Origin of the sequence: Nocardioides conyzicola (genome assembly GCF_039543825.1) — a bacterium.
Taxonomy (GTDB): Bacteria; Actinomycetota; Actinomycetes; order Propionibacteriales; family Nocardioidaceae; genus Nocardioides; species Nocardioides conyzicola.
In genome coordinates this window covers 477,064-502,267 of sequence record NZ_BAABKM010000005.1, presented here as the reverse complement: position 1 = coordinate 502,267, position 25,204 = coordinate 477,064, and the positions used below count along the sequence as shown (strand labels likewise).

Below are 25,204 nucleotides of genomic sequence, written 5' to 3'. Positions count from 1 at the left end.
GATTCTTCGCGACCTTTTTCTGCGGTGCCGGTGGGTGTCGGTGGGGTGGTTTCGAGACGCCCTTGGCGGCCCTCCTCGACCACCGCAGGCCGGGCGGCGACGTCGACCCGAGCCCGCCGTACCCGGTGTAGCTGCCTGTCGGCGGCCAACCCGTGCGGACCCGCAGGCCGCACTCATCACCCTGCCTTCGCTGCGGGGGTCTCGACGACGCTCGCTGGCGCTCGCTGCTCGACCACCGGGCGCCGGCGGCCCGAAGCCCGGGAGCCCGCGTTGACCCGAGCCCGTCGCATACGCCCAACCACCGGTGGCTAGGGTCGAATCCATGAAGACTCGCAACCTCGGCAGCAGCGGACTGAAGATCTCGGAGATCGCGTACGGCAACTGGTTGACCCACGGGTCCCAGGTCGAGGAGGACGCGGCGACGGCGTGCGTTCGGCGCGCGCTGGACGAGGGGATCACCACCTTCGACACCGCGGACACCTACGCCAACACCGCGGCCGAGACCGTGCTCGGCGAGGCGCTGAAGGACGAGCGGCGCGAGGGGCTGGAGATCTTCACCAAGGTCTACTGGCCGACCGGGCCGGGCAAGCACAACGACCACGGCCTGTCGCGCAAGCACATCATGGAGTCGATCAACGGCAGCCTCCAGCGGCTCCAGACCGACTACGTCGACCTCTACCAGGCACACCGCTACGACCACGAGACGCCGCTCGAGGAGACGATGGAGGCGTTCGCGGACGTCGTACGCCAGGGCAAGGCGCTCTACATCGGCGTGAGCGAGTGGCGTGCGGAGGAGATCCGTGCGGCGCACGCGCTCGCCCGGGAGCTCAAGATCCCGCTGGTCTCCAACCAGCCGCAGTACTCCCTGCTCTGGCGGGTCATCGAGGCCGAGGTCGTCCCGACGAGCGAGGAGCTCGGCATCGGTCAGATCGTGTGGTCGCCGATCGCGCAGGGCGTGCTGACGGGCAAGTACCTGCCGGGACAGCCCGCGCCGGAGGGGAGCCGCGCCACCGACGAGAAGGGCGGCAAGGACATGATCAGCCGCTGGCTGCAGGACGACGTGCTCGAGCGCGTCCAGCAGCTCAAGCCGATCGCCGACGAGGCGGGACTGTCGCTGGCCCAGCTCGCCGTCGCCTGGGTGCTCCAGAACGACAACGTCTCGGCCGCGATCATCGGCGCCAGCCGACCGGAGCAGGTCACCGACAACGCCAAGGCGTCGGGCGTGGTCCTCGACGCCGCGACGCTGAAGGCGATCGACGACATCGTCGACCCGATCGTCGAGCGCGACCCCGCGAAGACCCAGTCGCCGAAGACCCGGAGCTTCTAGTACGCCGGGCTAGCGCTGGTAGTCGTCGGGCAGGTGCTGCCCGATGCGCACGCGCGACTTCGGCAGCCGCATGAACTTCATCTGCAGCGACCGGGTGACGGCGTAGTAGGTGAGGCCCTTCGACGACTTGCCCGGGAACCGCTGGTCGAAGGCCTTGCGCAGCCGGAAGCGGAGCACGAAGAGGTCCATGACCACGAACACGATCGTGCCCAGGAGGATGGTGTTGCCGATCCGCGCAAGGCTGCTGTTGCCGGAGTAGCCGAGGACCATCGTGACGATCAGCAGCGGGATGACCAGCTCGACCAGCGAGAAGCGTGCGTCCACGAAGTCACGGACGAAGCGCTTCTCCGGGCCCTTGTCGCGCGCGGGGAAGTAGCGCTCGTCGCCGTCCTTCATCCCCTGCCGCACGGTCTTGCTCGACTCGGTGCGGGTGGAGCGCTGTGCGGCGGCCAGCTCCTTGCGGGTGCGCGGGGTCTTGGCACGCGCCTTCGCGGCGGCCTCGGCCTCCTTGCGGGTCGGCGTGGGGCGACCCTTGCCGCCGACCTTGGCGGTCACGGCCTCGGGGGCGGAATCTGACTTGCTGCGACGGAACAACGCTGGACCTTCAGTAGCCGGGACGAATCTGCCGCCAGACTACCGGCGTCGTCGCGGACGCTTGCTTTTGCACCTAGGGTTGGCGACATGGGACTTTGGCAGCGCTTCAGCCTGATCTTCCGCTCTAAGGCCAACAAGGCGCTCGATCGCGCCGAGGACCCGCGGGAGACGCTGGACTACAGCTATCAGCGACAGGTCGACCTGCTCGCCAAGGTACGCCGGGGCGTGGCTGACGTCGCGACCAGCCGCAAGCGCGTCGAGCTGCAGATCAACCAGCTCGACCAGCAGTCCACCAAGCTGCAGGACCAGGCGCAGAAGGCCCTCACCATGGACCGCGAGGACCTCGCGCGCGAGGCCCTGACCCGCAAGTCGGGGCTCTCCGCACAGATCGCCGACCTGAAGACCCAGCTCGCGCAGCTCCAGGGCGAGGAGGAGAAGCTCGTCCTCGCGCAGCAGCGGCTCCAGGCGAAGGTGGAGGCGTTCCGCACCCGCAAGGAGACCATCAAGGCGACGTACACCGCCGCCGAGGCGCAGACGCGGATCAACGAGGCGATGTCCGGCATCGGCGACGAGCTCGGCGACGTCGGCGCCGCGATCCAGCGCGCGGAGGACAAGACCGCCCAGATGCAGGCCCGCGCCGGCGCGATCGACGAGCTGATCGCCTCCGGTGCCCTGGACGACGCCACCGCGGTCGGCTCGGGAGACGACATCTCCCGGGAGCTCGACGCGATGAGCTCCAAGGCCGACGTCGAGGCCGAGCTGGCGGCCCTCAAGGGCGGCAGCACGCCCGCTCCGGCGGAGATCCTGGCACCCGAGCCGGAGAAGGACGCCTCCGAGGGCACCAACCCGGCCTGATCCCGCCGGGGCCCCGGTCCTCCTTGGGCCACCGGGGACAATCGAGGCATGGCACGCACTCGTTTCGTCGGCGACGCCGGGCTCACCGCCCGGATGACCACCGTGATGTTCCTGCTCGGTGGTCTCTTCGTCGCCATCATCGCGCTCCTGATCGCCGTCATGCCGATCGGCTGGGCGCCGTTCATCGCGGTCATCGGACTCGGCGTGGTCTGGTTCCAGTGGTACAACTCCGACAGCGTCGCGATGAAGGCGATGGGCGCCCGTGAGGTCAGCCCGCAGGAGGCACCCGAGCTGCACGGCATGATCGACCGGCTCTGCGCCCTCGCCGACATGCCGAAGCCGCGCGTCGGCATCGCCGACACCGACCTGCCCAACGCCTTCGCGACCGGTCGGTCCCCGCAGCGTTCGGTCGTCGTCGTCACCACCGGCATCCTCCAGCGGCTCGACGCCGAGGAGCTCGAGGGCGTGCTCGCGCACGAGCTCTCGCACGTCGCCCACCGCGACGTCCTGGTGATGACCGTCGCCTCCTCGGCCGGCATCCTCGCCGGCATGCTCACCCGCGGCGCGCAGTACGGCGCGATCTTCGGCGGCGGCCGCCGCGACAACAACAGCGGCGGCCTGCCGGTCTGGTTGGTCGTGCTGGTCGTCAGCATGATCACGTACGCCGTCAGCTTCCTGCTCCTCAAGCTGCTCTCGCGCTACCGCGAGCTGTCGGCCGACCGCGCCGGCGCCTACCTGACCATGAAGCCCGAGGCCCTGGCGTCGGCGCTGCAGAAGATCACCGGCGAGATCAACACGATCCCCGACCGCGACCTGCGCGCCTCGCAGCCGATGAACGCGTTCTTCATCGCACCGGCCGTCAAGGGCGTCTCGATGCGCACCCTCACCTCGACGCACCCGACCCTGGAGCAGCGCCTCGAGCAGCTCGCGGGGATCCGCGCCGAGCTCGATCGCACCGCCTGATGGGCCTCTGGGACGTCATCGCCGGCCGGTCCCGACCGAAGGCGCCGCAGCTCGACGCGCTCTTCCTGGTCCCGAGCGCCGCGGTCACCCTCGAGACGACGCTCGCGCTGCGGCCGACCGGGACCGCCTCGGTCTGCTACCGCGCGGCGACCGGCCAGGCGTTCCGCGCGGTCCAGGCCGACGTGGTCGAGCTCCTCAACGCCGACCCCGACGAGCCGGACGTCGAGGTCTCGCAGGACGAGTACGGCTTCACCTGGCTGGTCGTCCACGGTGACCCCGACGACCCGGCGGGGCTGTGCACCGACCTGCACGCCGTCAACACCTCGCTCGAGGACCACGGCTTCGGGTCGGGGCTGCTCTGCTCGTTGATCCCGTTCGAGGGCACCGACGGCCGTCGCGTCGGCCTGGTCTACCTCTACAAGCGCGGCACCTTCTACGCGTTCGCCCCCAAGCCGGGGGAGAAGCAGCGCGACAACCTGACCGAGATCCACCTCCGCGACACCCTGACCGGCGAGCTGCCGATGGAGCAGGACCTCGGTCGCTGGCTGGCCGTCTGGGGAGCCCCCGGGCTCTGACCCACAGGTGACGCACAGGGACACCCCACTCCCGCCACAGCCCGCACCGACACATTCCTCCTGACCGGCCCCTCGGGGCGTGCGATCGTCAGGAGGAGTGCTGGTGCGGATCTCGTTGCGGGGACGGAGGCGGGCCTGGCTCGCCGTACCCGTCGCCCTGGTGGTGGCCGCCGGCAGCGGCGTCTGGTTGATGACCCGGGACTCGACGGCGGCGGAGTCCAGCACCACGGCGACCGTGAGCACCCAGACCATCGAGCAGACGGTCTCGGCCGACGGCACGATCGCCGCCCGGAAGTCCAGCGACGAGAGCTTCGCCGTCTCCGGCACCGTCACGAAGGTCCTGGTCGACGAGGGCGACAAGGTCAAAAAGGGCGACCCGCTCGCCCGCGTCGACGACAGCGCGCTGGTGGCCTCGCGGGCGGCGGCGCTGACCTCGCTCGAGGCGGCGACCACCCAGCTCGACGAGGACGAGGACAACGGCGAGAGCGACGTCCAGCTCGCCGCCGACAACGCCGCGGTCGTGTCGGCGCAGGCCACGCTCGCCGACGCTCGGGAGGCCGTGCAGGACGCCACCCTGCGGGCCTCGATCGCGGGCACCGTGACCAGCGTCGACCTGGCCAAGGGCGACGTCACCGGCTCCAGCTCGAGCTCGAGCCCGAGCGGTGCCGACGCGTCGAACGGCTCGACGGACACCGGCACCGACACGGCCACCGGGACCATCTCGATCGTCTCCACCCACTCCTTCGTCGTCGACGGCACGGTCGCGGCCGCGGACGCCCAGCAGCTGAAGGAGGGCCTGCAGGCCAAGATCACCGCCACCGGCGTCGACGACACGATCTACGGCACCGTCTCCGAGGTCGGCCTCGTCGCCCAGACCAACGACAGCGGGGCCGCGGTCTTCCCGGTCACCGTCGAGGTCACCGGCAAGCAGCAGGACCTGTACGCCGGCGTCTCGGCGACCGTCTCGATCGTCGTGAAGCAGGTCCCCGACGTGCTCACCGTCGCCACCAACGCCCTCTCGACCACCGACGGCAAGACCTATGTGACCAAGCTGGTGGACGGCAAGGAGGTCAAGACCGAGGTCGAGACCGGCGAGACGTACGGCATGGCCACCGAGATCACCCAGGGGCTGAAGGAGGGCGACACGATCGTCGTCCAGGGCTTCCGGGCCCCGACGGGTGGCGGCAACGGCGGCGGGCAACAGCAGGGCGAGCTCCCCGGCGGCGGGCAGCTGCCCGACTTCAGCCAGCTGCCTGGCGGGATGCCGGCCGGGGGTCCCGGCCAGTGACCGCGATCATCGAGCTGGAGCAGATCCGCAAGACCTACCGCTCCGGCAGCATCGAGTTCGAGGCCCTGTGCGGCATCGACACCACGATCCAGTCGGGCGAGTACGTCGCCGTCGTCGGTCCGTCCGGGTCCGGCAAGTCGACGCTGATGAACATCGTCGGCTGCCTCGACAACCCGACCGAGGGGCACTACCGGCTCGCCGGCGAGGACGTCTCGATGATGACCGAGGTGGAGCTCGCCGAGGTCCGCAACCGGCGCATCGGGTTCGTCTTCCAGCAGTTCAACCTGCTGGCCAGCCACTCGGCGTGGCGCAACGTGGAGCTCCCGCTGATCTACGCGGGCGTGCACCGCACGGAGCGCCGCGAGCGGGCGGTGGCCGCCCTCGAGCGCGTCGGGCTGGGGGACCGTGTCGACAACCGGCCGGGTGAGCTGTCCGGTGGGCAGCAGCAGCGGGTCGCCGTCGCGCGTGCCCTCGTCACCGAGCCGGCGATGATCCTGGCCGACGAGCCGACCGGCAACCTCGACTCCAAGTCGACGGCCGACGTGCTCGGGCTCCTCGACGAGCTCCACGGCGCCGGACGCACGATCGTGCTGATCACCCATGAGCTCGAGGTGGCCGCCCGAGCCGGGCGCAACCTCGTGATCCACGACGGCCAGATCGTCTCCGACCAGCCGACCGCGCGCGCCGGGGCGATCGCGTGAACTGGCTGGAGACCGTCCGGGCGGGCGCCGAGGCCGTGCGCGCCCACCGGATGCGCTCGATCCTGACCATGCTGGGCATCGTCATCGGCATCGCGTCGGTGATCCTCACCGTGGGCTTCGGCCAGGGGGCCCAGGGCAAGGTCAAGTCGGAGATCGACGCGCTCGGCAGCAACCTGCTGATCATCTCGCCCGGCAGCAGCACCGACACGTCCGGCGTACGCGGCGGGTTCGGGTCGGCGACCACGCTGACCCTCGAGGACACCAGCGCCGTGGCCGACCCGGACGCCGTACCCGATGCGGAGAAGGTCGCCGCCGTCACCTCGTCGTCCCTCGCGGTCACCGCCGGAGAGACCAACTGGACCACGTCGGTCGTCGGCACGACTCCGTCGTGGCTGGAGGTCCGCGCCCGGACGCTCGCCTCGGGACGCTTCTTCACCGACGCCGAGGTCACCAGCGGCGCCGACGTCGTCGTGCTCGGGTCCGACACCGCGGGCGAGCTCTTCACGTTCGGCAGCCCCGTCGGGCAGAGCGTGACCATCGGCGGGCGCCAGCTGACGGTCATCGGCGTCCTCGACTCGTCGGGCGCCTCCTCGAGCGGCACCTCGGAGGACGACCAGGCCCTGGTCCCGATCAGCACCGCGAAGTCGATCACCGGCTCGACGACCAGCGCCGTGTCGACGATCTACGTGGAGGCCACGTCCGCAGGCACGCTGAGCGCGGCGTACCAGGAGATCAACAGCCTGCTCCTGACCCGTCACGACGTCGCCGCCACGGATGCCGACTTCAGCATCTCGACCCAGGACTCTCTGGTCGAGACCGCGAACTCCACCAACAAGACGCTCACGGTGCTGCTCACCGGCGTGGCCGCGATCTCCCTGCTCGTCGGCGGGGTCGGGGTCATGAACATCATGCTGGTCTCGGTCACGGAGCGGATCCGCGAGATCGGGCTCCGCAAGGCCCTCGGTGCGACGCCGAGCGTGATCGGGCGACAGTTCCTGGTCGAGGCCTCGATGCTCGGCCTGGCCGGCGGCATCGCCGGGATCCTGATCGGGGTCGTCGGCTCGTGGATGCTGCCGCCGCTGATCGACCAACCCGTGACGCTCTCGCTGGTCGCCACCCTGGCCGCCCTGGCCACCTCCCTCGCGCTCGGCGTCGGCTTCGGGGTCTACCCGGCCAGCCGCGCCGCCCGACTCACCCCGATCGATGCGCTCCGCAGTGAATAGATCCCTTGGAAGGACCTCGATGAACCTCACCCGTGTCACGCTCGCGACCGCCTCCTCGGTGCTCGTGCTGGCCACCCTGGCGGCCTGCGGCAGCGACGCCAGCGGCGAAGCCTCCGACTCGGCCGCGGCGGCCGGTGGACCCGCCGGGCAGACCGCCGGCGGCCAGGGAGGTCGGGCGCCCGGTGCATCCGGCGAGGTCGCGGCCGTCAGCGGCACGACCGCGCAGGTGCAGAGCCAGGCCTCCGGTCAGGTCGCCGTGTCGTGGACCGGGAAGACGACCTTCACCCAGCAGGTGGACGCGACCCTCGCGGACGTGACCGTCGGCTCGTGCGTCGTCGTGACCACGGCCGACGACGGCTCGTCCGGTGATGCCTCGACCGCCCCGGCGACCGAGGTCACGGCCGCCACGGTGCGGATCACCGCGGCCTCCGACGACGGCACGTGCGGCTTCGGTGGCGGGGGCCAGCGGCCCGCCGGTGCTCCGAGCGGCATGCCGACCGACCGACCCAGTGGCGCCCCGTCCGGCGCCCCGTCCGGCGGCCCCGGTGGGGGTGGTCGCGGGTTCGGTGGGTTCGGCACCGTCGGCGAGGTCACGGCGGTCTCCGCGACCGGTTTCACGGTCACGGCGACCCAGCCCGGCGGTGGCGAGAGCGCCGACGCCACGTCGACCGAGGTCTCGGTGACCGTGGGCGACGACACGACGTACACGACCAACGCGAAGGCGACCGCTGCCGCCGTCAAGGTCGGGGCGTGCGTCAACGCCCTGGGCGAGTCCGACGACACCGGCGCGGTGGCCGCGACCTCGATCAGCGTGTCCCAGCCGGTCGACGGTGCGTGCACCGGCGGGTTCGGCATGGGCCGCGCAGGCGGCGCGTCGTGAACGTCGCCCGCATGCGTCGACCCGGCCGCCGTGCGCGGCGGGTGATTGCCGGTGCCCTGACGGTCGCGGTGGTCGGGGTCGGCTACGCGGCGTACGCCGCCAGCGCCGACGGCACGTCCTACCGGACGGTCGCCGCCACGGTCGGCGACGTCGAGCAGACCCTCGAGCTCTCGGGCGCCGTCGAGCCTGCGGGCCGGGCGGACCTCTCCTTCGCGACCTCCGGGACGATCGAGGACGTCTCCGTCGCGGCCGGTGACAAGGTCAAGGCCGGCGCGGTGCTCGGCGCCCTCGACGACACCAGCCTGCGCAAGTCGGTCCAGCAGGCCCGGGCCACGCTCGCCCAGGCCCGTGCCCAGCTGGAGAACGACGAGGAGTCCCAGGCGGACACCGTGTCCTCGACCTCGACCTCGACCTCGACCTCGACCTCGTCGGCCACGCCGGCCACGGGCTCCTCGGGCAACGGGTCGGGCGGCGGCTCCGCTGGCGGCGGCTCCGACGAACCGTCCACCGGCGGCGGCACGGACGACGGCACCTCGGCGGCGCTCGCCGAGCTGGCCGCCCAGCAGCGCGCGGTCACGTCGGCCCAGTCGGTGGTCAGCGCGTCCCTGACCGCCGCACGCGACGCGTTGACGGCGCAGCAGGCCGCCTGCGCGACGGCGTTCACATCCGACCCGAGCGAGGATCCCAGCACCGACCCGACCGCGGACCCGAGCGCCGATCCCGGGACCACCGACGACGCGACCGACCAGGCGTGCACGGACGCGCTCGCCGCCGTCCAGGCCGCGCAGACCCAGGTCTCCACCGACCAGGACGCGCTGCAGGGCGCCCTGACCGACCTCGCGAGCACCCTGACCGCGGCCGTGGCGGGGCTCCAGTCCAGCGGCGACCAGCCCAGCACGGACGAGCCCACGGCCCAGCCCTCGGACGAGCCCACGGCCCAACCCACGGACCAGCCCAGCACGAGCCAGCCGAGCAGCACGCCGTCGACCTCGTCCACCCCGTCCTCGGGCGGCTCGGGCGCCTCGGGCGGGATGACCGTCACGGCGGCGACCCTGGCCAAGGACCAGGCCGCGATCGACCAGGCGAAGGCCGACCTGATCGAGGCGCAGCAGGAGCTCCGGATGGCCACGGTCACGGCACCGTTCGCGGGCGAGGTCGTCGCGGTGGACGCCGCCGAGGGTGACTCGATCTCGTCGGGCACGGAGGTGTTCGTGCTGGTCTCGCGCGGCACGACGACGGTCCAGGTCGACGCGACCAGCGCCCAGGTGCAGCAGCTCGCCGTCGGCCAGCTGGCGACCGCGACCCCGGCCGGCTCGTCCGACGGGCTCGCGGGCACGGTGACGCAGATCAGCACCGTGCCCGACGACTCCTCGACGTACCCGGTGACGATCACCCTGACGCGCAAGAACCTCGACGTCGCGACCGGCCTCAACGCCTCGGTCTCGGTCGTGACCGGCGACGCCCAGGACGTCGTCACCGTCCCGGCGTCGGCGGTCACCAACGGCGCGGTGAGCGTCAAGGACGGCGACAGCGTCACCCGGACCCGGGTGACCACCGGGGTGGTCGGGGCGACCACGGTCGAGGTGACCGACGGGCTCGCCGCCGGCGACGTCGTGGTGCTCGCCGACCTCGACCGGGCCCTGCCGACCACCGACGACAGCAGCACCCAGCGTCGAGCGTTCGGCGGCGGAGGCTTCGGTGGCAACGGTGGTCCGCCGGCCGGGGGTGGAGGGCCGCCGAGCTTCTCCCGGTGACGGGCGGGCGGTGACGCGGGACCGCGTCCGTATTAACCTTCGCGTCGTGACGACCACTGGGGGGCCGGACGCGGCGCGCGTCGCCGAGATCGGGAAGTACCAGGTCCTGGTGCACCCGCCGCGAGCCGACCTGCTCGCGATCGTCGAGATCGCGGCCCAGGTCGCCCAGACCCCGATGGCGACGATCAACCTGATCACCGACACCGAGCAGCACCAGATCGCCACGCACGGCTTCGACCCCTCGGTGTGCGCCCGCGAGGACTCGATGTGCAACGTGGTCCTCCACGAGGGCCGGCCGGTCGTGGTGCCGGACGCCAGCCTTGATCCGCGGTTCCGCGACAACCCGTTCGTCACCGGCGCGATCGGCAACGTCCGGTTCTACGCGACCCACCAGCTCCTGACCCCCGAGGGCGTCGTCATCGGGACCCTGTGCGTCTTCGACGAGGTCCCCAGATCGCTGACCGACGAGCAGGAGCGCGCCCTGCTCGGGCTCGCGGACCGGGTCGTCGACCTGCTCGAGCTGGAGTTCCGGACCCGCGAGCTGGAGCGCTCCAACGAGCAGCTCGCGGCGTTCGCCGGTCAGGTGAGCCACGACCTGCGCAACCCGCTGACGGCGGTGACCCTGTCGCTCAAGATGATCGAGGAGGAGGTCAGCGCGTCCGAGGACGACCAGCTGGAGATGACCTTCCTCGTCCAGCGCGCGATCGGCGGCGCCGACCGGATGCAGTCGCTCATCAACGACCTGCTCGCCTTCGCCCGCGTCGGCGGCGAGCTGCAGCGCGGTCCGGTCGACCTGGCCGCGGTCGTCGCCGACGTGCAGGAGGACCTGGCCGCCGCGCTCGCGGGGACGACCGTCGTCGTGGGGGAGCTGCCCACCGTCGTCGGTGACCCCGTCCAGCTGCGCGCGGTGCTGCAGAACCTGGTCGCGAACGCCGCCAAGTTCGTGCGCCCCGGCCAGCCCGCCCACATCGAGGTGGACTCGACCCGGATCGGCGACCGCTGGCGGGTCGAGGTCCGCGACTGCGGACCCGGCGTCCCCGCCGACCAGCAGGAACGGGTCTTCCAGCCGCTCGCCCGCGTCAACGAGGACGTCGAGGGGTCGGGCATCGGCCTGACGACGTGCCGGCGGATCGTCGAGGCGCACGGCGGCAGGATCGGCCTGACCGACGCGCCGTACGGCGGGACCTGCGCCTGGTTCGAGCTGCCGGACTAGGTCGAGTCGGGAGTTCTGGCGCTTGAGTCGGGACTTCTGACGATCGAATCGGGACTTCTTGCGAGCTCGGATGGACGAAACTCCCGAACCAACGGTCAGAACTCCCGACTCGACGGTCAGAACTCCCGACTCGACGAGTGGGTCAGTCCTTGTGGGTCTTGCCCGGCAGGGCGAGCATCCGCTCCAGCGCCACGAGGGCGTGCTTCTCGGTTTCGGGGTCGACCTCGATCCGGTTGACGACCTGGCCCGCGACCAGCGACTCCATCGCCCACACGAAGTGGGGCAGGTCGATCCGGTTCATCGTCGAGCAGTAGCAGACCGTCTTGTCGAGGAACGTGATCCGCTTGTCCGGGTGGGCGGCGGCGAGCCGCTTGACCAGGTTGAGCTCGGTGCCGATCGCCCAGCTCGAGCCGGCGGGGGCAGCCTCGATGGTGTTGATGATGAACTCCGTCGAGCCGACGAGGTCGGCCTTGAGCACGACCTCGTGCTTGCACTCCGGGTGCACCAGGATCTGGACGCCCGGGATGGTCGCGCGCAGCTCGTCGACAACCTCCTCGGTGAAGCGGCCGTGCACGGAGCAGTGGCCCTTCCACAGGATCATCTTCGCGTCGCGCAGCTGCTCGACGGTCAGACCGCCGTTGGGGCGGTGCGGGTCCCACACGACGCAGTCGTCGAGGGTGAGGCCCATCTTGAGGATCGCGGTGTTGCGGCCGAGGTGCTGGTCGGGCAGGAACAGCACCTTCGCCCCGTCCGGGGCGTCGGGCTTCTGCGCGTAGGCCCACTCGAGGGCGACCTCGGCGTTGCTCGACGTGCAGACGACGCCGCCGTTGCGGCCGCAGAACGCCTTGATGTCGGCGCTGGAGTTCATGTAGGTCACGGGTACGACGGAGTCCGCGACCCCGGCCGCGGTCATCGCCTCCCACGCCATCTCCACCTGGGTGAGGCGGGCCATGTCGGCCATCGAGCAGCCGGCCGCGAGGTCGGGGAGGATCACCTGCTGGCCCGGCCCGGTGAGGATGTCGGCCGACTCGGCCATGAAGTGCACGCCGCAGAAGACGATGAACTCGGCGTCCGGGCGGGCGGCCGCGTCCCGCGCGAGCTTGAACGAGTCACCGGTGACGTCGGCGAACTGGATGACCTCGTCGCGCTGGTAGTGGTGGCCCAGCACGAAGACCTTGCTGCCCAGCGCCTCCTTGGCGGCGAGAGCGCGCGCGACCAGGTCGGGGTCGGAGGCTGCGGGCAGGTCGCCGGGGCACTCGACGCCGCGCTCGCTGTTGAGGTCGGTGCCGCGCCCGAGGGGCAGCAGCGGGAGGTCGACGGTTGTCATGACCCGATCCTATTCTCGCGACTCGCACGTCACAGCAGGGCACCGTTGTGAACGTACGGCGCGGGCGGTTTCATCCCGCGCAGGCCGAGGTAGCCCTCCTGGTGCAGCTCGAGCCGGGCGGCGAACCCGACGTCGAGCACCCACTGGTTCGCCCCCGTGACGTGGGAGATCGTCACCTGCTCCGGTCCGTCGGCCAGCGCGGCCCAGAGCACGCGCGTCGCCGTGCGCCGGTTGGACGCCGCCAGCAGCGCGAGCTGACCGCGCTCGTTGAGGTACGCGTAGCCCGACCCGGTGGTCGTGTCGGACACGAGCAGCCGCCAGCTCCGCAGCATCAGCTCGTGGTCGGGACCGTGCCCGGCGCCCCGGGCCCCTCGATCGAGCGAGTCCATCAGGTCGATGTCGGACGCGGTGCCCTCGCGGACCTTCTCGATGACGGGGAGCGTGGACCGGTCGAGGGTGCCGGTCAGGTACATCTGCGGGTGCAGCGCGAACCCCGCCTGGTGGTAGACCCGGACCGCCTTGGCGTCCGAGGACGACGAGAGCATCCCGCGGGTGCAGGCGCGGCCGTGGTTCATGGCGGCGGCGAGCAGCGGCTTGCCGATGCCCTGACCCTGCCGGCCGGGCAGCACGGCGTACGTCGCGAGGCACCAGAGCGTCTCGCGCCGGTACGACGTCGCCATGCCCACCATCCCGGTGTCGTCCTCGGCGACCCAGCAACCACCGGGGTCGGTGACCAGGAGGTGCTGCGTGCGCTCGATCCACACCGCGCGGTGCGGGTCGGAGCGGCGCTCGGGGGCCGGGCCGGAGATCCGCTGCATGCGGGTGTCGAGCTCGAAGAACCCCTCGTCGCTGACGCGCTCGGCCTCCGCGACGTCGTCGGGCGTCATCGGGCGGATGGTCAGGTCTGCCATGAGGTCGACCCTAGGGAGTGGGCCAGGATGGGCGCATGCGAGTTCTGGTGGCACCCGACAAGTTCGCCGGCACGCTCTCCGCGGTCGAGGCCGCCGAGGCGATCGCCGCGGGCTGGCGGCGCCGTGCCCCGGGCGACGAGCTCGACCTCGCGCCGATGGCCGACGGCGGGCCGGGCTTCATCGACGTGCTGCACGCCGCTCTCGGCGGCGAGCTGCTCGCGGTGACGGTCCGCGGCCCGCACGGCGAGCCGACCCCGGCGACCCTGCTGGTGCGCGAGCAGACGGCGTACGTCGAGACCGCCCAGGCCTGCGGGCTCCACCTGACGGGCGGCGAGGGTGCCGAGACGGCCACGACGTACGGCGTCGGCGAGCTGGTCGCCGCGGCGGTCGACGCCGGGGCGACCCGGGTCGTGCTCGGGCTCGGCGGCAGCGGCACCAACGACGGGGGAGCGGGCCTGCTCGCGGCGCTCGGGGCCACCGCCGACCGGCCGCTCGACCAGGGGGCGGCGGGGCTGGCCGGCATCACCGGCGTCGAGCTGCCGGCCTTCGACGTCGAGCTGGTCGCGGCCACCGACGTCGACAACCCGCTGACCGGGCTCTTCGGCGCGACCAAGGTCTTCGGCCCGCAGAAGGGCATCCCCGAGGACCGGCTGCCGGTCGTCGACGGCTGGCTGCAGGAGCTCGCGGTCGCCACCGACCGCAAGGTCGCGCTCGCCGACGGAGCCGGGGCGGCCGGCGGTCTCGGCTTCGCCCTGCTGCTCCTCGGCGGCACCCGGGAGCCCGGGATCGGCCTGGTCGCCGGGGCGCTCGGGCTCGCCGAGCGCGCCCGAGCGGCCGACCTGGTGATCACCGGCGAGGGCGCCTTCGACTACTCCAGCCGCGGCGGCAAGGTGCCGTACGGCGTCGCCGAGATCGCCGGCGAGGCGCTGCGTCCGTGCGTGGTGCTGGCGGGCCAGGTGCACGTGGGCTCCCGGGAGATGCGCGCGCTGGGCGTCGAGTCGGCGTACTCGCTCGTGGAGGCGGCCGGCGAGGAGCGCGCCTTCGCGGACCCCGCCGGTGCGTTGGCCGACCTGGCCGAGCGGGTCGCGCGCACCTGGTCGCGCTGAGCGCGCCTCAGCCGGCCGCCGCCGCGGCCGCCTCGCGGCGTCGCTCCGTGACCTCGGACGGGGCGAGCCCGACCCGTCCGAAGTAGGTGGCGGCCCGGGCGAGGACCTCGGGCGAGCGGCTCAGCAGCACGTAGCGCTTCCGCGTCCCCAGTCCCTCGGGCAGGCGGAAGTCGATGTGGAAGCCGAGCCTGGTGGCGATCTGCCGGAGCGACTCCGCCGAGTAGTACGACGTGTGGTCGGGGTAGAAGAGGTAGCGGTGCCGTTGAAGCCGCGGCCGGCCGCTGTGGACGTTGGTCCCGCACACGAGCAGCCCGCGCGGTCCGACCACCCGCGCCATGGTCGCGAAGTCCGGCCAGGGGTCGCGGAAGTGCTCGACCACCTCGCTGGCGATCACGATCGGGAACCGTCGGGCGCCGGGCTCGTTCGGGTCCACGAAGGGGGCGTCGTCTCGGACCTTCATGATGTCGGCGATCGCGACCTCGCCGACGCCGGGCAGGCGCTGGATGTGCAGGTTGTCGAGGCTGCGGCCGGCGCCGTACACCAGCACGTCCTGGGGCTTGCGGCGCCCGAGGATGTCGAGCGCCATCCGGGCCATCTCGAACTCGCGACCCGTCCGGTCCTCCGTGCCCATCCGCGAGGTGGGCGGCGGCAGCTCGTCGACCGAGGACTTGCCCCGGTAGAGGTCGTTCGGGAGCTCGTCGATCGCGACGTACCCGCACCGCCGGCAGGCGTTCACGGTCTTGCGCAGCTCGGGATCGTCGACGAACGCCACCTCCTGACGGCGTACCCGGGGCGAGTGGCAGACCAGGCAGCGGCCGGCCGGAGCCGGGCCCCGCGGACCCGGAGGTCGGCGCGGCGGAGGCGTCGGCTGGGGCAGGGCGGTCGCGTCGACCGTGCGGGCGGCACGGACGAGCGCTCGGGCGACGGCACGGCGGGGGGAGCTCACAGGCATGCGGCTCAACCTAACGGTGGGAATATCCAGGTGTGTGCGACCATTGGGGCTAGTACCAAGACTTCCGTCGACCCTGGGGAGACACCACATGACCGAGCAGCTCGAGACCACCACTGAGCGCCGCACCGACCAGATCAACCTGAGTGCTGTCGCGGCCGGCAAGGTGAAGAGCCTCCTCGAGCAGGAGGGGCGCGACGACCTGTCGCTGCGCATCTCGGTGCAGCCGGGCGGCTGCTCCGGCCTCCGCTACCAGCTCTTCTTCGACGAGCGCAGCCTCGACGGCGACGTCGTCACCGACTTCGACGGCGTGTCCGTCGTGGTCGACCGGATGAGCGTCCCCTACCTCAACGGTGCGCAGATCGACTTCGTCGACAGCATCGAGAAGCAGGGCTTCACGATCGACAACCCGAACGCCACGGGCTCCTGCGCCTGCGGTGATTCGTTCCACTGATCTGACAGACGAAAGCCCCCTCCCGATCGGGAGGGGGCTTTCGTACGTCGTGGGCCGGCTACTCGCCATAGATGGCGCGGGCCAGGCGGGCGGCGGCCTCGGGGACCTCGATGCCGCTCTTGGGCTGCTCCTGCGCGAGGTCACGCGCGGCAGCGGCCAGCGGCCGGGTCAGCGAGGCCTGCACGGCCAGGCAGTCGGCCCGCATCTCGGCGGGGGTGGCGGCGTCGTCGTACGCGAGTCTCGGGGCGCTCATGCTCCGACGCTAAGGGCTACCGATTGGTACTCCTACGGGTACTGATCGGTAGTCTCCCGTGTCATGTCGCTGCTGATCGCCGGATCCATCGCCACTGACCACCTGATGAGCTTCCAGGGCAAGTTCGCCGACTCCCTCGTGGTCGAGCAGCTCGACAAGATCTCGCTGTCCTTCCTGGTCGACGACCTGGAGATCCGCCGCGGTGGGGTGGCGGCCAACATGTGCTTCGGCCTGGGGCAGCTGGGCCTGCGCCCGGTCCTGGTGGGCTCGGCCGGCGAGGACTTCGCCGACTACCGCTCCTGGCTCGAGCGGCACAACGTCAACTGCTCCCACGTGCGCATCTCGGAGACCCGGCACACCGCCCGCTTCGTCTGCACCACCGACCCGACCGGCGCCCAGATCGCGTCGTTCTACCCCGGCGCGATGAGCGAGGCCCGGCTGATCGAGCTCGGGCCCGTGGTCGACCGCGTCGGCACGCCCGACTACGTGCTCATCGGCGCCGACGACCCGGACGGGATGCTGCGCCACACCGAGGAGTGCCGCCAGCGCGGCTACCCCTTCATCGCCGACCCGAGCCAGCAGCTCGCGTTCAGCGACGGGGAGCTGATCCGCAAGCTGATCGACGGGGCCGCGATCCTCTTCTCCAACGAGTACGAGTCGCACATGATCGAGCAGAAGACCGGCTGGACCGCGGCCGAGGTCCTGGACAAGGTGGACGTCCAGGTCACGACGCTCGGCAAGGACGGCGTGCGGGTCCAGGGCCGCGGCCTGGCGACCTTCGAGCTCCCGGCGGCCGCCAACGTGACCGCGGTCGAGCCGACCGGCGTCGGCGACGCCTTCCGCTCGGGCTTCCTCGCTGCGCTCGCGTGGGGCCTCGGCCACGAGCGCGCCGCCCAGGTCGGGTGCGTGCTCGCGGCGTACGTCGTCGAGACGGTCGGCACCCAGGAGTACTCCTTCACCGCGGCCGAGTTCCTGGCCCGGGTCGACGAGTCCTACGGCGCCGACGCCGCGGCCGAGGTGCAGCCGCACCTCAAGGCCATCAGCTGACGATCAGCTGACCCGGCGTACGACGTAGCGCGGCGACCCGTCGTCGGCCACGTCCTGGCCGACGTACTCCTGCCCGCGCATCCGGCACCACGCCGGCACGTCGGTCCGGGCGGCGACGTCGGTCGCGACGACCGCGACCAGCCCGCCGACCGGCACCTCGGCGTACCTCTTGCCGAGCTCGATGATCGGCAGCGGGCAGAGCATGTCCCGGCAGTCGAGCTCCAGGTCCGCCTTCACCGGAAGCCGGCCTCGGCGCGGATGCTCTGTACGACGTCGGGCAGCTCGGCGAGGAAGCCGTCGACGTCCTCGGCCGTGGTGTCGCGGGTGAGGGACACCCGGACGTTGCCGTGCGTGAGCACGCCCATCGCCTCGAGCACCCGGCTGGGGGTCAGCGTCGAGGCGGTGCAGGCCGAGCCGCTCGCGACGCCGTACCCGCGCCGGTCGAGCTCGGTCACCAGCGCCTCGCCGTCGACGTACAGGCAGGAGAAGGTGACCAGGTGGGGGAGGCGTTCGACCGGGTCGCCGACCACCTCGACGTCCGGGATCGTGGCGACGGACGCCCGGATCCGGTCGACCAGCGCGAACTGACGCGCGTTGACCTCCTCGCGCTCCTCCACGACCGCCCGGAGGGCGGCCGCCGCGGCGAGGGCCGCGGGCACGTTCTCGAAGCCGGTCGCGCGCTCGTCGATCCGGTCGTCGGCGGGGAAGGGGTTCACCCAGCGGGCTCCCTTGCGGACCAGCAGCACGCCGACGCCGGCCGGCCCACCCCACTTGTGCGCCGAGCCCGCCAGGGTGTCCCAGCCGCGGGGGAGCGGCAGTCGGCCCATCGAGGCGCACGCGTCGACGAACACCGGTACGTCGAGCCCGGCGGCGATCTCGGCGATCGGCTGGACGGTGCCGACCTCGTGGTTGGCGCTCTGGACGGCGACGACACCGGAGCCGGCGGGGCCCGAGAGACCGGGTGCGACCCGCCCGGCCCGGTCGACGGGGATCTCGACGGCCTCGCCCGCCCAGGTGGCGGCGTGCACCACGGCCGAGTGCTCGACAGCGGAGTGCGCGACCGTCGTACCGGCCCGCCGAGCGCCGAGCAGCCCGAGGTGCACGGCGGCAGTACCCGAAGGGGTGAAGCTGACCTCGTCCGGTCGTACCTCCAGACACTCCGCCACCACGGCTCTCGCGTTGTCGAGGAGCAGCCGGGCGTCACGCCCCAGGCCGTGGAGGCGACGCGGGTCGGCGTACCCGCGTTCGTAGGCCGCCATCAGGGTCTCGCGCGCGGCGGGGTGTAATGGCTCCGAGGACGCCGAGTCCAGGTAGGCCGCGGCTTTTCTCACACCTGCAACCTACCGGCACCCCAGCGGCTCATCTGGGGTGCGATTCCGATAGTGTTCGACCTATCCGTGATCGTTGAGAGAGAGGCTCGTTCGTGGGTCTGCAACTCCCCAGGCGTACGGCCGGGAAGCCCGTGACCATCCGTCGCGCGGCCGCCCTAGCCGCCGTGGGTATCAGTGTCCTGGTGCTCGGTGGCTGCTCGTCGCAGACGAAGGGTGAATGGGAGCGTTTCGCGATGCCCGACCCTGCTTCGCAGCAGGGCGAGCGCATCCTCAGCCTCTGGCAGGGTGCGTGGATCGCGGCGCTCATCACCGGCGTCATCGTCTGGGGTCTGATCTTCTACGCGATCATCCGCTTCCGTCGCCGCAGCGACGACGAGATCCCCGTGCAGACGCGCTACAACCTGCCGCTCGAGATCTTCTACACGATCGCCCCGGTGATCATGGTCGTTGTGTTCTTCGCTCACACCGTGGAGACGCAGAACTACGTGCTCGACAAGGACCGGCCCAACGACAACTGCATGGAGATCGTCGGCCAGCAGTGGTCCTGGACGTTCAACTACGGCATCGGCGACAAGGGCGACTGCGACGTCACCCCGACCTCGACCGAGTTCCCGTACACGTCGTACGTCCACGACTCCGGCACGGGCTCCCAGATCCCCGACCTCTACCTGCCGGTCAACGAGACCACCCGCTTCAACCTGCACTCGCCCGACGTCATCCACGACTTCGGCATCCCCGGCTTCCTGATGAAGATGGACGTCGTCCCGGGCCGCGTGAACCACTACGCGATCACCCCGACGCGCACCGGAGACTTCAAGGGCAAGTGCTACGAGCTCTGCGGCGTCTACCACTCGCGGATGCTCTTCAACGTCCACGTGGTGACGCGCGAGGAGTACGACGCCCACCTCCAGGAGCTGCAGGACGCGGGCGCGACGTCCGACCTGCCGCTGCTCGGCGGCGACTTTGCCAGCACCCAGTCCGGCCTTGCCGGTGACGAGTCCGAGGAGGGGGCGGAGTGACCGCAACGTCCGCACAACCCACCAGCAGCGTCACCCCCGAGCCGCGCAAGCCGCTCGGGCAGATGCTCGCGACGATCCTCACCACGACCGACCACAAGCTGATCGGCAAGCTCTACCTCGGTACGTCGTTCGCGTGGTTCCTGGTCGGCGGCCTGATGGCGATGCTGATCCGGTCCGAGCTCGCCTACCCGGGCATGCAGATCGTCAACGACGAGCTCTACAACCAGCTCTTCACGATGCACGGCACGATCATGCTGCTGCTGTTCGCGACGCCCCTGTTCTTCGGGTTCGGCAACGTGATCATGCCGCTGCAGATCGGCTCGCCCGACGTGGCGTTCCCGCGGCTGAACATGTTCAGCTACTGGCTCTTCCTCTTCGGCGGCCTGATCGCCGCCTCCGGCTTCCTCACCCCGCAGGGCGCGGCCGACTTCGGCTGGTTCGCCTACACGCCGCTCTCCGACGCGATCCGCTCGCCCGGCGTCGGTGGCGACCTGTGGATCATGGGTCTGTGGATGGCCGGTCTCGGCACCATCCTCGGTGCCGTCAACTTCATCACCACGATCATCTGCATGCGCGCGCCCGGCATGACGATGTTCCGGATGCCGATCTTCGTCTGGAACACGCTGGTCACCAGCCTGCTCGTGCTGATCGCCTTCCCGGTGCTCGCCGGCGCGCTGCTCTCGCTGGAGGCCGACCGACAGCTCGGGGCCCACGTCTTCGACACCGCTCACGGCGGCGCGATCCTGTGGCAGCACCTGTTCTGGTTCTTCGGGCACCCCGAGGTCTACATCATCGCGCTGCCGTTCTTCTCCGGCATGACGTTCCTCATCGCCATCCCGACAGGCGTGAAGTTCTTCAACTGGATCGGCACGATGTGGGGCGGGTCCATCTCCTTCGACACGCCCATGCTCTGGTCGATCGGCTTCCTGACGACGTTTCTCTTCGGTGGCCTGACCGGCATCATCCTGGCCAGCCCGCCGCTGGACTTCCACGTCTCCGACTCCTACTTCGTGGTCGCGCACTTCCACTACGTGGTCTTCGGCACGGTGGTGTTCGCGATGTTCGCGGGCTTCTACTTCTGGTGGCCCAAGATGACCGGGCGGATGCTCGACGAGCGCCTCGGCAAGCTGCACTTCTGGCTGCTCTTCATCGGCTTCCACCTCACCTTCCTGGTGCAGCACTGGGTCGGCGTCGAGGGCATGCCGCGGCGGTACGCCGACTACCTGCCCAGCGACGGGTTCCAGACCCTCAACCAGGTGTCGACGATCGGTGCCTTCCTGCTCGGCGCCTCCACACTGCCGTTCCTCTACAACGTCTACGTCTCGCGCCGCGCGCCGTTGGTCAACACCGACGACCCGTGGGGCTGGGGCCGCTCGCTCGAGTGGGCCACCAGCTGCCCGCCGCCGCGCCACAACTTCGTCACGATCCCGCGGATCCGCTCGGAGTCGCCGGCGTTCGACCTGCACCACCCCGAGGTGGCGGCGATCGAGCTGGAGGACAACGAGATGGCGCGGGTCGGTGGACCGGCGGACGCCCCTGACATGGAGGGTCGCGACGAGATGCTGCGCGACCGCAACAACGACCCGGAAGGCAACGCCTGATGAAGTCCGAGGCATGGGTCTTCGGGATCTGCACGATCTTCCTCGTGCTGGTCAGCCCGGCGTACTGGTTCATCACCAGCGACTGGACCGGCACGTCGGCGCTCACGATGACGACGCTGCTGACCCTGATGGTGACGATCTACCTCGGGTTCCACGCCAAGAACATGGACCCTCGTCCCGAGGACCGTAAGGACGGCGAGATCGCCGACGGCGCGGGTGAGCTGGGCTTCTTCCCGCCGTACTCCTGGTGGCCGCTGTGGTGCTCGCTCACCCTGGCGGTGTGCGTCTTCGGCATCGCCGCCGGCGCCTGGTGGCTCTTCATCATCGGCGTGCTGCTCGGTGCGATCGCGCTGTGCGGCTGGGTCTTCGAGTACTACCGGGGTGTGCACGCTCACTGACGCTCCGCCGCGGGGGAATGCGGCGGGCCTGGGGTCGGCGGTTACGCTGGACCAGACCGCACGCACGTCTTCATGGGGAGTTGCAGCATGTCCGACCGAGGCCTCCGCCCACTGGCGGCGACCGCGGCCCTGATCCTCGCCGGGCTCGCACTGACCGCGTGCGACAGCAAGGATGTGCCGGGCGCCTCCGCCCTGGCGGGTGACTCCTCCGAGTCCCCGAGCGCGACGCCGGCCGCTCCGCTGCACGTCTCCGCCAACGTCAAGCGGGGCGCCACCGGCGTCCCGGTGGACACCACGCTGGCGATCACCGCCGACGGCGGCACCATCAGCGCCGTCCGGGTCTCCTCGTCGCAGGGCTCGGTCCCGGGCGACATCACGGCCGACGGCGCCGGGTGGCAGGCCACCGGCCGCCTCGAGCCGGGCACGTCGTACGTCGTCAGGACGACGGCGAAGCGCGAGGACGGCAGCGAGGTGACCCGCAACCTGCGGTTCGCGACCCAGGACCTCACGCTCGACCAGCAGACCTACCCCTCCGTCGCGCCCCTGGCCGACGAGACCGTCGGCGTGGGCATGCCGGTGATCGTCACCTTCGACCTGCCGGTCACCGACCGGGCGGCGTTCGAGAAGCACATGACGGTCACGTCGAAGCCGGCCCAGGCAGGTGCCTGGCACTGGCTCAGCAGCACCGAGGCGCACTGGCGGCCGAAGACCTACTGGAAGGCCGGCACCGACGTCCACGTCGACGTCGACGTCGACAGTGTCCCCGCGGGTGGCGGCGTCTACGGGCAGGAGAGCCGCAAGCTCGACTTCCACGTCGGCGACGCGCACGTCTACAAGGTCAGCGCCCAGACCCACCAGATGAAGGTCTTCAGCAACGGCAAGCTGATCCGGACCATCCCGATCACCACCGGCAAGCCCGGCTTCACGACCCGCTCCGGCATCAAGGTGATCATCGAGAAGTTCGCGACCAAGCGGATGAACTCCGAGACCGTCGGCATCCCGGCCGGCTCCGCCGACGCCTACGACATCGACGACGTGAAGTGGGCGATGCGGCTCACCTACTCCGGCGAGTTCATCCACGGCGCACCGTGGTCGGTCGGCTCCCAGGGCTACGCCAACGTCTCCCACGGCTGCACCGGCATGAGCGACGCCAACGCCCAGTGGCTCTACGACATGAGCCGTCGCGGCGACGTGGTCGAGTACACCGGCACCGACCGCCCGATGACCTTCGACAACGGCTACGGCGACTGGAACGAGTCGTTCGCGAAGTTCCAGCAGGGCTCCGCGCTCTCCTGATCGAGGACGCGTCAGCGGACTCGATGATGGTGGTCGAGCAAGCGCTCTGACTGAGCCCGCGAAGTCAGAAGGCGCGTGTCGAGACCCGGTGGGCGACGAACCAGCCCTGACCACGGACAACACGACAGGGTCAACGCTGCTTCTCGTCTTGCTGGGTCTCGACACGCTCCGTCGGGTCCGCTGGCGCGTCCCCGATCGCTGCTCGACCACCGACGTTCAGGTCCGCTGGCGCGTCCCCGAACACGAAGGCCGCCCGACTCCCGGGGGAGTGGGCGGCCTTCAGGCTGATTCTTGGCTTACTGGGTCTCGACACGCTCCTCGCGAGTTCGCAGGCTCACTCGCGTCGCTTGCTCGACCACCATCATCAAGTCCGCTGGCGCGTCCTTGATCAGTGCCGGTCGAGCGACTCGTCCTCGACCAGGTGGTGGCCGTCGAACTGGTGGCCGTCGGCCGCGTGGCCCTCGGTCGACTCCTGCAGCTCGTGCTCGTGCTCCGCGTGGTGGTGGCCCTCCTCGAGCTCCGCCGGCGTGGGCTTCTGCAGGTTGTCGGTGTACCAGAGGGTGCGGACCCGGTGCTGGAAGCCGGCCAGGCGGCCCTTGCCGGGGGCGGGGATGCCGTTGGCATCGGTGCCCTCGGGACCACCGTTGACGCTCGGGTCGCGCTCGCGTGCGGTGAGCGTGTAGGCCCGCGAGTCCGGGAGGGGCAGGTGCCGCTCGGTGTAGCCACCCTCGGCGGACCGCATGATGATGCCCGTCTCGTAGCCGTGCAGCAGCGTCTCGTTGTCCTTGCGCTGCAGCGAGATGCACCAGCGCCGCGTGATGATGAACGCGAGCACCGGTCCGACGAACACGGCCATCCGCAGGAAGTACGTGATCTGGTTGATCGACGAGTGCAGCTTGATGGCGATGATGTCGTTGCCGCCGGCGATCCAGAAGAGGCCGTACATCGTCATCAGGGCGACCATCAGGGCCGTCCGGGTCGGCGCGTTGCGCGGGCGCTCCAGCAGGTGGTGCTCGCGCTTGTCGCCGGTGACCCAGGCATCGATGAACGGCAGCATCATCACGAACGCGAACGCGACGATCGGCAGGACCAGGATCGGCAGCATGACGTTCCAGCTGATCGTGTAGCCCCACAGGTGCGTCTCGAGGCCGGGCATGATCCGCAGCGCGCCGTCGGGCCAGCCCATGTACCAGTCGGGCTGGGAGCCCGCGGTCACCTTGGACGGGTCGTAGGGGCCGTACTTCCACACCGGGTTGATCGACAGCAGGCCGCCCAGCAGGGCGGTCACGCCGAACACGATGAAGAAGAAGCCACCGGCCTTGGCGGCGTACACCGGGAGCATCGGGAAGCCCACGACGTTCTTCTCGGTGCGGCCGGGGCCGGGCCACTGCGTGTGCTTGTGGTAGACGAGCAGCAGCATGTGGGCGGCGATCAGCGCGAGCAGCAGGCCCGGGATCAGCAGCACGTGGATCGTGTAGAGCCGCGGGATGATCGACTCACCCGGGAACTCGCCTCCGAAGAGGAAGAACGACATGTACGAGCCGACGACCGGGCTGGCCTTGATGAAGCCGTCCGCGGCCCGGATGCCGGTGCCGGAGAGGAGGTCGTCGGGCAGCGAGTAGCCCGTGAAGCCCTCGAGGGTGCCGAGGAGCAGCAGCAGCGAGCCGATGACCCAGTTGAGCTCACGCGGCTTGCGGTAGGCGCCCGTGAAGAAGACGCGGAGCAGGTGCACCATCATCGAGGCGACGAAGAGCATGGCCGCCCAGTGGTGCATCTGGCGCATCAGCAGGCCGCCGCGTACGTCGAACGAGATCCGCAGCGTCGAGGCGAAGGCCTCGGACATGTGGACGCCGCGCAGCTGCTCGTAGGTGCCGTTGTACTGCACCTCGCCCATGCTCGGCGTGAACCACAGCGTCAGGAAGACGCCGGTGAGGAGGAGCACGACGAAGCTCCACAGCGCGATCTCGCCGAGCATGAAGGACCAGTGGTCCGGGAAGACCTTGCGGAGGTTCTTCTTCGCCATCGTGGCGAGGCCCAGGCGCTCATCGGCCCAGGTGGCGGCGGCAGCGGCCCGACTCGGCTTCTTCGCCGTCGCCGCGGTCGTCGCGTTGCTGGTGGCTACCTTGCTGGTGTCCATGA

Annotated in this window: 25 protein-coding genes; 17 read left to right on the top strand and 8 right to left on the bottom strand. The window is 70.7% G+C overall.

What is annotated here, in order from left to right; genetic code table 11:
• Positions 1-322: 322 nt before the first annotated feature.
• Positions 323-1,327: an aldo/keto reductase family protein gene (locus tag ABEA34_RS24090; RefSeq protein ID WP_345524316.1), complete on the top strand. Its 1,005-nt coding sequence runs from the start codon at positions 323-325 to the stop codon at positions 1,325-1,327.
• A 9-nt stretch (positions 1,328-1,336) separates the two neighbouring features.
• On the opposite strand, the gene ABEA34_RS24085 is transcribed toward ABEA34_RS24090, so the two are convergent.
• On the bottom strand, positions 1,337-1,882 hold the full coding sequence (locus ABEA34_RS24085) for a DUF3043 domain-containing protein (RefSeq protein ID WP_345524314.1): 546 nt from the start codon (positions 1,880-1,882) through the stop codon (positions 1,337-1,339).
• 126 nt (positions 1,883-2,008) lie between these two features.
• On the opposite strand from ABEA34_RS24085, the gene ABEA34_RS24080 reads away from it, so the two are divergent.
• The 9 genes from ABEA34_RS24080 to ABEA34_RS24040 all read left to right on the top strand — a co-directional run bounded on the left by ABEA34_RS24080 (position 2,009) and on the right by ABEA34_RS24040 (position 11,373).
• Positions 2,009-2,776 carry a PspA/IM30 family protein gene (locus ABEA34_RS24080; RefSeq protein ID WP_345524312.1) on the top strand — a complete coding sequence of 256 codons (768 nt, stop codon included), beginning with the start codon at positions 2,009-2,011 and terminating at the stop codon, positions 2,774-2,776.
• Positions 2,777-2,824: 48 nt separating this feature from the next.
• Positions 2,825-3,739: a zinc metalloprotease HtpX gene (htpX, locus tag ABEA34_RS24075; RefSeq protein WP_345524311.1), complete on the top strand. Its 915-nt coding sequence runs from the start codon at positions 2,825-2,827 to the stop codon at positions 3,737-3,739.
• Entirely contained in the window at positions 3,739-4,314 is a 576-nt protein-coding gene (gene pspAB, locus ABEA34_RS24070) for a PspA-associated protein PspAB (RefSeq protein ID WP_345524309.1), read from the top strand. The genes htpX and pspAB overlap by 1 nt, the downstream gene beginning before the upstream one ends.
• A gap of 103 nt (positions 4,315-4,417) precedes the next feature.
• Positions 4,418-5,602 carry an efflux RND transporter periplasmic adaptor subunit gene (locus ABEA34_RS24065; RefSeq protein WP_345524308.1) on the top strand — a complete coding sequence of 395 codons (1,185 nt, stop codon included), beginning with the start codon at positions 4,418-4,420 and terminating at the stop codon, positions 5,600-5,602.
• A complete protein-coding gene (locus ABEA34_RS24060; protein WP_345524307.1) occupies positions 5,599-6,303 on the top strand; it encodes an ABC transporter ATP-binding protein in 705 nt (234 codons plus the stop codon). Before ABEA34_RS24065 ends, ABEA34_RS24060 begins: the two co-directional genes overlap by 4 nt.
• Positions 6,300-7,526, top strand: a complete 1,227-nt coding sequence (locus tag ABEA34_RS24055) for an ABC transporter permease (protein WP_345524306.1) — start codon at positions 6,300-6,302, stop codon at positions 7,524-7,526. Before ABEA34_RS24060 ends, ABEA34_RS24055 begins: the two co-directional genes overlap by 4 nt.
• A gap of 19 nt (positions 7,527-7,545) precedes the next feature.
• A complete protein-coding gene (locus ABEA34_RS24050) occupies positions 7,546-8,406 on the top strand; it encodes a hypothetical protein (RefSeq protein ID WP_345524305.1) in 861 nt (286 codons plus the stop codon).
• A complete protein-coding gene (locus ABEA34_RS24045; RefSeq protein ID WP_345524304.1) occupies positions 8,403-10,160 on the top strand; it encodes an HlyD family efflux transporter periplasmic adaptor subunit in 1,758 nt (585 codons plus the stop codon). The genes ABEA34_RS24050 and ABEA34_RS24045 overlap by 4 nt, the downstream gene beginning before the upstream one ends.
• Before the next feature lie 46 nt (positions 10,161-10,206).
• A complete protein-coding gene (locus tag ABEA34_RS24040; protein WP_345524303.1) occupies positions 10,207-11,373 on the top strand; it encodes a sensor histidine kinase in 1,167 nt (388 codons plus the stop codon).
• A 142-nt stretch (positions 11,374-11,515) separates the two neighbouring features.
• Here the strand turns inward: ABEA34_RS24040 and nadA are convergent, their stop codons facing one another.
• On the bottom strand, positions 11,516-12,700 hold the full coding sequence (gene nadA / locus ABEA34_RS24035) for a quinolinate synthase NadA (protein WP_345524302.1): 1,185 nt from the start codon (positions 12,698-12,700) through the stop codon (positions 11,516-11,518).
• A 29-nt stretch (positions 12,701-12,729) separates the two neighbouring features.
• Positions 12,730-13,611, bottom strand: coding sequence for a GNAT family N-acetyltransferase (locus tag ABEA34_RS24030; RefSeq protein ID WP_345524301.1), 882 nt, complete (start codon positions 13,609-13,611; stop codon positions 12,730-12,732).
• A gap of 35 nt (positions 13,612-13,646) precedes the next feature.
• Between ABEA34_RS24030 and ABEA34_RS24025 the strand changes: the two genes are divergently transcribed.
• Positions 13,647-14,717 carry a glycerate kinase family protein gene (locus tag ABEA34_RS24025; protein ID WP_345524299.1) on the top strand — a complete coding sequence of 357 codons (1,071 nt, stop codon included), beginning with the start codon at positions 13,647-13,649 and terminating at the stop codon, positions 14,715-14,717.
• A gap of 7 nt (positions 14,718-14,724) precedes the next feature.
• Here the strand turns inward: ABEA34_RS24025 and ABEA34_RS24020 are convergent, their stop codons facing one another.
• Positions 14,725-15,669, bottom strand: coding sequence for a methyltransferase domain-containing protein (locus tag ABEA34_RS24020; protein ID WP_345524298.1), 945 nt, complete (start codon positions 15,667-15,669; stop codon positions 14,725-14,727).
• Positions 15,670-15,757: 88 nt separating this feature from the next.
• On the opposite strand from ABEA34_RS24020, the gene erpA reads away from it, so the two are divergent.
• A complete protein-coding gene (erpA, locus tag ABEA34_RS24015; RefSeq protein WP_345524297.1) occupies positions 15,758-16,120 on the top strand; it encodes an iron-sulfur cluster insertion protein ErpA in 363 nt (120 codons plus the stop codon).
• A gap of 58 nt (positions 16,121-16,178) precedes the next feature.
• Here the strand turns inward: erpA and ABEA34_RS24010 are convergent, their stop codons facing one another.
• Positions 16,179-16,373 (bottom strand): hypothetical protein, encoded by a 195-nt coding sequence (locus ABEA34_RS24010; protein WP_345524296.1) that lies wholly within the window; start codon positions 16,371-16,373, stop codon positions 16,179-16,181.
• A 63-nt stretch (positions 16,374-16,436) separates the two neighbouring features.
• On the opposite strand from ABEA34_RS24010, the gene ABEA34_RS24005 reads away from it, so the two are divergent.
• Complete coding sequence (locus ABEA34_RS24005) at positions 16,437-17,420, top strand: carbohydrate kinase family protein (RefSeq protein WP_345524295.1); 984 nt, start codon at positions 16,437-16,439, stop codon at positions 17,418-17,420.
• 3 nt (positions 17,421-17,423) lie between these two features.
• Here the strand turns inward: ABEA34_RS24005 and ABEA34_RS24000 are convergent, their stop codons facing one another.
• Positions 17,424-17,657, bottom strand: a complete 234-nt coding sequence (locus ABEA34_RS24000; RefSeq protein WP_345524294.1) for a sulfurtransferase TusA family protein — start codon at positions 17,655-17,657, stop codon at positions 17,424-17,426.
• Complete coding sequence (locus tag ABEA34_RS23995; RefSeq protein ID WP_345524293.1) at positions 17,654-18,751, bottom strand: cysteine desulfurase family protein; 1,098 nt, start codon at positions 18,749-18,751, stop codon at positions 17,654-17,656. Before ABEA34_RS23995 ends, ABEA34_RS24000 begins: the two co-directional genes overlap by 4 nt.
• Positions 18,752-18,843: 92 nt before the next feature.
• Between ABEA34_RS23995 and ctaC the strand changes: the two genes are divergently transcribed.
• The 4 genes from ctaC (at position 18,844) to ABEA34_RS23975 (ending at position 23,065) form a co-directional block, all read left to right on the top strand.
• Complete coding sequence (gene ctaC / locus ABEA34_RS23990; protein ID WP_486348351.1) at positions 18,844-19,770, top strand: aa3-type cytochrome oxidase subunit II; 927 nt, start codon at positions 18,844-18,846, stop codon at positions 19,768-19,770.
• Positions 19,767-21,371, top strand: coding sequence for a cytochrome c oxidase subunit I (locus tag ABEA34_RS23985; RefSeq protein ID WP_345524291.1), 1,605 nt, complete (start codon positions 19,767-19,769; stop codon positions 21,369-21,371). The genes ctaC and ABEA34_RS23985 overlap by 4 nt, the downstream gene beginning before the upstream one ends.
• On the top strand, positions 21,371-21,769 hold the full coding sequence (locus ABEA34_RS23980; RefSeq protein ID WP_345524289.1) for a cytochrome c oxidase subunit 4: 399 nt from the start codon (positions 21,371-21,373) through the stop codon (positions 21,767-21,769). The genes ABEA34_RS23985 and ABEA34_RS23980 overlap by 1 nt, the downstream gene beginning before the upstream one ends.
• An 87-nt stretch (positions 21,770-21,856) precedes the next feature.
• Entirely contained in the window at positions 21,857-23,065 is a 1,209-nt protein-coding gene (locus ABEA34_RS23975; protein WP_345524288.1) for a L,D-transpeptidase, read from the top strand.
• A gap of 388 nt (positions 23,066-23,453) precedes the next feature.
• Here ABEA34_RS23975 and qcrB read toward each other — a convergent pair whose 3' ends face one another.
• Positions 23,454-25,202: a cytochrome bc1 complex cytochrome b subunit gene (gene qcrB / locus ABEA34_RS23970; protein ID WP_345524287.1), complete on the bottom strand. Its 1,749-nt coding sequence runs from the start codon at positions 25,200-25,202 to the stop codon at positions 23,454-23,456.
• Between the last annotated feature and the right edge of the window lie 2 nt (positions 25,203-25,204).